The 6,000-nt window shown below is 41.1% G+C and carries 7 protein-coding genes and 1 riboswitch; of the genes, 6 read left to right on the plus strand and 1 reads right to left on the minus strand.

The window, feature by feature from the left end; genetic code table 11:
• Window positions 1-187 precede the first annotated feature (187 nt).
• Window positions 188-751 (minus strand): C40 family peptidase, encoded by a 564-nt coding sequence (locus tag FKP33_RS20425; protein ID WP_127608022.1) that lies wholly within the window; start codon window positions 749-751, stop codon window positions 188-190.
• A gap of 374 nt (window positions 752-1,125) precedes the next feature.
• Between FKP33_RS20425 and FKP33_RS20430 the strand changes: the two genes are divergently transcribed.
• From FKP33_RS20430 to FKP33_RS20455, 6 genes are all read left to right on the plus strand, one after another.
• Entirely contained in the window at window positions 1,126-1,689 is a 564-nt protein-coding gene (locus FKP33_RS20430; RefSeq protein ID WP_127608021.1) for a TVP38/TMEM64 family protein, read from the plus strand.
• Between the two features lie 58 nt (window positions 1,690-1,747).
• The gene (locus FKP33_RS20435) at window positions 1,748-2,797 is read left to right on the plus strand and encodes a F510_1955 family glycosylhydrolase (RefSeq protein WP_164751823.1); all 1,050 of its coding nucleotides are present in this window, start codon (window positions 1,748-1,750) and stop codon (window positions 2,795-2,797) included.
• Between the two features lie 8 nt (window positions 2,798-2,805).
• Window positions 2,806-3,327 (plus strand): thiol-disulfide oxidoreductase ResA, encoded by a 522-nt coding sequence (gene resA, locus FKP33_RS20440; protein ID WP_127608019.1) that lies wholly within the window; start codon window positions 2,806-2,808, stop codon window positions 3,325-3,327.
• Window positions 3,328-3,362: 35 nt separating this feature from the next.
• Window positions 3,363-3,953, plus strand: coding sequence for a class I SAM-dependent methyltransferase (locus tag FKP33_RS20445; RefSeq protein WP_141336219.1), 591 nt, complete (start codon window positions 3,363-3,365; stop codon window positions 3,951-3,953).
• Window positions 3,954-4,137: 184 nt separating this feature from the next.
• Window positions 4,138-4,881, plus strand: coding sequence for an urease accessory protein UreH domain-containing protein (locus tag FKP33_RS20450; RefSeq protein WP_127608017.1), 744 nt, complete (start codon window positions 4,138-4,140; stop codon window positions 4,879-4,881).
• 248 nt (window positions 4,882-5,129) lie between these two features.
• A riboswitch (cyclic di-GMP riboswitch) is annotated at window positions 5,130-5,215 on the plus strand.
• A gap of 92 nt (window positions 5,216-5,307) precedes the next feature.
• Window positions 5,308-6,000 (plus strand): response regulator (locus tag FKP33_RS20455; protein WP_141336220.1); only part of this gene is annotated, 693 nt, incomplete at its 3' end.

Raw genomic sequence — 6,000 nt, forward strand, 5'->3', positions numbered from 1 at the left:
ATTGGGACGGAATTAAACAATTTTGTTCGAAACAAACATGTGTTCATGCGCGTGACGCGAAAACACGGAATGAAACGGTGACGCTAGAATAGCGGTATCGGACCAGTTGTAAGCGAATATGTCTAAAGAGAAGGGGCAACAAAAAATGACAATATTATCACTGAGATAACATTGTCATTTTTATTTGTTACTTTAAAATACTTCCTCCGAACAAGAAGCGCTTTTCCCACTGTTTACCTTCAATCGTATCGATTCTGACTCCACCCGACTTTTTGGAATAAGTGTGAAGGATTTTTCCATTCCCTAGATAAATACCGTTATGTGTAATACGTTCCTTACTTTTATCGATCCCGCGATAATTCGAATCTTTGCTGCCTTTATAGGACATAAAAAACATAATATCCCCTGGTTTTAGTTTTCGCCAATCTGTTGTGACTGTTCCATTCTTCTTTACATAATCCCCTTGCTTTCTCGAATCAGCCGGAAGCTTAATTTTGGCTCCCTCCAGGTAGGCTTGTCTGACAAAATCGGAACAATCAAATGTCCTGGTGTTAGAACGGCTCGACCCAAATTCATAAGGAGTTCCTAAATATTTCTTCCCGCTACTGATCACACTATGCCTGACCGAAGAAATGTTTGTTAGCTTAATATCCTGTTGATTTTGCGAAGCGGCATAAGCTTGTCCTTGGTAGAAGAGAGGACTTACAACTAGAGTGCTGGTTATCAACCCTATTGCTGCGATCTTTTTCATAGAATCCCTCCAAAAATTAAAGATATATAACTTGCTTGTTCACCCATGGTAACATGTGCGATAGGAGGGGGTTGGATGGAATGTTTTCCAATATACAAAAAGAGATAGGGAAAACGAATTGAGAGATTAATAGTTAATAGAGTTGCCGTGTTCATAAATCATTCAAATTTACAAGATAAATTAAACGATAAGACAGGTAAGCATGGCTGCGCAAATTGACACTAACTCGACATTACACTACAATGAGTAGTATAAAAACGGGTTAAAATACTACAATGAGACTTGGTAATAGGTTGCGATAGAAATTTCACTTTGAAGTTTGAACAAACGATTGGCGGTAAACCCGATTTCTTACAGAAAGGCTAATAAACCGGATGGCCCCTTTATTTAATGTCGATGTTATTGCAGAATGGCTAAGAAGTTATGGGGTATGGGCCATCCTGATTAGTTTACTGATCAACATTCTGATCAGTATATTAGGACTCGTTCCCACCCTGTTTTTATCAGGAGCTAACGCTGTTGTATTCGGATTTATCCCTGGATTTTTTCTTTCCTTGGCAGGGGAAGCACTTGGGGCAGCAGTTTCATTCTGGTTGTATCGATGGGGGTTCGGTAAGCAAAAGAAAGTAAAAAAAGAGAATTGGAAATGGTTACAACGATTTAACGAGGCGGGCCGCAGTCGTCGGGCAATGATTCTGTTTATAGCTCGGTTGACTCCACTGATTCCTTCCGGCGTCATAACTTTTGCCGCAGCGATCTCGCGAATGCCTTTTACCGATTTTTTTCTTATTACTTCGCTGGGCAAAGCCCCTTCCATTGCGTTGGAGACAATGGTGGGACATGATTTGATTCGCATCGGCGAATATTATCCCAGACTATTAATTTCGCTTTTTTGTTTATTATTAATTTATTTGTTATATAGAAAGAAACGAATATGAGACAATGTTCAGTTGCATTAGATTTGACTACATCATTACAGAAGAAGGGAATTTCATTATGAACACATTATTAATTGGAACAGGTGCATTATTTGTTCTATTCTTTGCATTACATTGGAACGCATCCCACAAAGTAAAGCAGCTCAAAGATGTGAAGAGGCAGGAAGACCGATATCAGCGACAGAAGTGGACCAAAATAGCAACCGGATTCAGGTGGGCATGGGTCGCATCTCTAATCGCGGTCATCATTAGCGGCGTGTTGTCTTTGCAGGGAACGGCTTCAAAAACGATTACGTTGACGCATGTCCATGGTCTCGGTTATTCAGGGGACGGACAGCGAATTTTAATCCCTTCTCACCTCGGTTTGAAAGTTTACTCACAAGGGAAATGGTCAGACGGTCAAGGAGAAAAACACGATTATATGGGATTTACCACTGTGGACAACGGTTTTTATAGCAGCGGGCATCCGGCACAGGGTTCGAATAAAAGGAATCCTTTTGGAATTGTAAAAAGTTCAGATGAAGGTAAAAGCTTTGAAATCCTGGATTTGTATGGGGAAATTGATTTTCATTTAATGAGTGCAAGTTACAAGACGCACACCATTTACGCAGTTAACCCGGAGCCGAACTCTAGGTTAACAACAACGGGATTATATTATTCCAAAGACGATGCAAAGACATGGAACAAAAGCGAAATGACTGGAATAGATGTTGAACTGTCCGAACTGACATCTTTAGCTGTTCACCCGTCCGATGATTCAATCGTTGCAGTTGGAACGACAAAAGCGTTGTATGTATCCAAAGATTCAGGCAACCAATTCGAAAAAATAGCCGATCTACAGGTAACTTCTCTTACCTTTGGTATGGAAGGAAATATAATCGTTGGCAGCTACAAACAAAAAGGGGTTATTTATCAAATGGATCTGCAACAGAAACAGTTGGTTGAGGTGAATATTCCAGATCTTGTTGAAGATGCAGCATCGTATATTGCACAGAACCCAACGAATACCAAAGAACTTGTTTTCGCCACTTTTAATCTGGATGTATATATATCCTTGGATGAAGGGATGAACTGGAGGAAAATTGCGGATAAAGGAAAAGGGGTTTAAGAATAACAGTGAAACGTAATCGAAGATGGATTCAAATTGTTGTATTGTCGGTCGTATTGGTAATTGGAGCTTATACAATTGGATCAGCGTTATTTAGATCAGATTCTTCCGTAAAAATTGGCTCAAAAGCCCCCGAGTTTAAGCTTTTTGGTTTGGATCAACAGGTTCATCAATTAGCAGACTATGAAGGGAAAGCACTGGTAATCAATTTTTGGGGTACGTTTTGTCCGCCATGTGTGAACGAGATGCCGGCTCTGCAAAAACAATATGATCAATGGAAAGACGACAATGTGGTAGTGCTTGGCATTAACTTAAGTGAAAGCCGGGTTACAGTACAAAGTTTTATTGATCGATACGCGATTACGTTTCCGATCATTATCGACAACGACAACGAAATCCGAAACAAATATAATGTTATGTCTTATCCCACGACGTTTTTCGTAGATTCATCTGGCGTGATCAAAGATAAATTTATTGGTGAGATGAAAGAACAAGATATCCTCATCCGGATAAATCGATTATTACAATAATTGCTTCGTGAGCAGTTTATGATCAGGAGGCTGCAATGGATAAATTATTCAACAAATATTATGATCGGTTGATGCAGCCGCTAGAAACAAAAATATTCGGCCGGATAAGAAAACAGCTTCTTTCTAAGGCGAAAGGAAAAGTGCTGGAAATTGGCTCAGGTACGGGTATTAACTTTTTGTACTATGAGTTTGCAGATCAAGTCATTGCAATAGAGCCAGATCCAATGATGTTGGAGCAATCCCTAATTAAAGCACGTGAAGCTACAGTTCCGATCGAAGTGGTACCGGGAGATGCCCAAAAACTACCGTATCCAACCAATTCGTTCGATTCAATCGTTGGAACACTAGTATTATGTACGATACCTGACCCGGCGAAAGCTCTGGCCGAAATCCATAGAGTATGCAAGCCTGAAGGAACGATTTTAATTTTTGAACACGTAAGGTTAAATCATCTGGTCCTTGGTAAAATACAAGACTGGTTAACGCCCGTTTGGAAACGATTATGTGTTGGTTGTCATTTAAACCGCAATACACTTGAAACCGTTGAACAAGCAGGTTTCAGAGTGGTGCAAACGACGTCGATGTGTAGGGAACTGTTCCTAGTAATTGAAGCAAGAATAAAATAAATTGGAAATGTGAGACTGCGGTGAACGATAAAGCGGCAGTTATTCTGGAAATAAAATAGACTGCTTTTATGTATCCGCGAAACACTACGTTATGTAGTTTATAATAGATGCTTGTCAAGGTTCGATGTGTGATGAAAGCATAACTGCCAAATCTATTTAACGGATTTTGGGGGGTGAATAGTTAATGTACTCCTTTTTTAGTAAAATTAGCGCCTTCCTTAGCGAACCATTCGTTAACGCGGCGAACACTGATATCGCCTTTCTTGCGGCGCTGTTTCTCGGTTTTGTTGGTTCGGTTGCTCCTTGTCAAATGTCAGCGAACGTTGCGGCTATTACTTACTTTGGGCAGCGTCAAGCGCAAGCAAGGTTGTCGTGGCCCGAAACGTTCATGTATTTATTAGGGAAGATGATTGTATTCAGTATTTTCGGTGCTTTGTTTTGGTTTTTCGGTCAAAAGATATCCACTGACATGATCCCTTTATATTCTTTTGCAAGAAAGCTGCTTGGGCCGTTATTGATTTTAATCGGATTGTTTTTGCTTGGCTGGATTCGGCTTCCTTTTCAACTTGGGGCTCGAGTGGCAGGATTTTTTGAAAAATTGGCCGATCGAACCGGAGGAAGGAGCGGAGCCTTTCTAATGGGGATTGCATTTTCGCTAGGATTTTGTCCAACAATGTTTGTTTTGTTCTTCGGTTCGCTTATGCCTTTGGCATTGCAATCAACATATGGCGTAGTGTTGCCATCTGTTTTTGCAATCGGTACCGCAATGCCGTTTTTACTAATTGCCGGGTTTGCTGTAGGTTTCGGGTTAGATCGAGTCATTGTTAAGCGTGCCAAAAGGTGGGGGTTGTGGATACAAAAACTTGCGGGTGTGTTATTTATAGTGCTGGGCATAAGCGATACCTTGACATATTGGACTCTAATGTAAATCATGGGAGGTGCCAACGGAAAAATAATGCAGAGTGAGAGCCACGAGTAGTTGATTAGACCTATTGTGTGATCAAGAAATTTTTCGCGAACTTACAATTTGTGACGCTTCTATAGTTTATCCTGTATCATTCGATATGAAATGATATAGAATCGACAAATATCAACACATTTAAACACGTGGGACTTAGGGCGGTGCCAGAAAAATAAAAATTATGGTATTATAAGGCTATGATTTGGAAGAAATAATAGGAAAAATGGCAAACCAGATCGAAAGGCTGGGACGCAAAGCCACGGGTCTTCTGCACTATTGCAATGATCGCCGGGTTACCCTCACAAATCTCACATCTACGAAAAACTAGACACGGCCGTTTGAGGGTACGTGTCTTTTTGTCGTGATTCTAGAATGAATACGAGGTGATGATATATGGAGGAGCGTGTACGCTATGCTGCAAAAGTTGAAGAAGTCATGCGCTGGCAAGAAAGCAGGATACAAGTATTGCTGGTGGACAGCGACCCCGTATGGCAACAACGGTTGACGGCGTTGATCGATGCTGAGCCGGATATGAGTATATCTCATATTGCAACAAACAAAGAATCGGCTATTCGAGCCAGTATGCAATTGGATTTAGACGTAATGATTCATGACCCGGTGTTACATTCGTCGCAACAGGATGGATTGGATACAATTGCCGAAGTGTTGAAGATCAAATCACTGCCAATCATTATCTTGACTTCACTCTACCAGCCCGAGATCATTGTGGATGCAATGCTGGCCGGAGCGATCAATTATATTACCAAGATCAATTATGTGGATGTCGCAAGTGCCGTCAGGGAAGCGTATCAAGGGCAATCCTCCCTTCACGCCGATGTTGCATCCATCATCCGTAATGAAATTGGACTTGTTAAGCGAAGGGAATTGCATCGAATGCTGACTCCTACTGAAAAAGAAATCTTGCAGTTGATCGGTTGGGGCTATACACAACCGGTAGTTAGAGAATTGCTCGGAATCACGTCTAACACAATGAAGACGCATGTTCGCAATATCATTCGCAAATTCGACGTATCTTCCATTCGCGAAGCAGCGGAAAAAGCGAAACGTAGGGGCTTGTACGATCAA

The organism is Paenibacillus sp. tmac-D7, from assembly GCF_006519665.1.
GTDB classification, from domain to species: domain Bacteria; phylum Bacillota; class Bacilli; order Paenibacillales; family NBRC-103111; genus Paenibacillus_G; species Paenibacillus_G validus.

Bases quoted from the DNA above. Each gene is read 5' to 3' on its own strand.
- FKP33_RS20425 (WP_127608022.1), bottom strand. From the start codon at position 751: ATGAAAAAGATCGCAGCAATAGGGTTGATAACCAGCACTCTAGTTGTA.
- FKP33_RS20430 (WP_127608021.1), top strand. From the start codon at position 1,126: ATGGCCCCTTTATTTAATGTCGATGTTATTGCAGAATGGCTAAGAAGT.
- FKP33_RS20435 (WP_164751823.1), top strand. From the start codon at position 1,748: ATGAACACATTATTAATTGGAACAGGTGCATTATTTGTTCTATTCTTT.
- FKP33_RS20445 (WP_141336219.1), top strand. From the start codon at position 3,363: ATGGATAAATTATTCAACAAATATTATGATCGGTTGATGCAGCCGCTA.
- FKP33_RS20450 (WP_127608017.1), top strand. From the start codon at position 4,138: ATGTACTCCTTTTTTAGTAAAATTAGCGCCTTCCTTAGCGAACCATTC.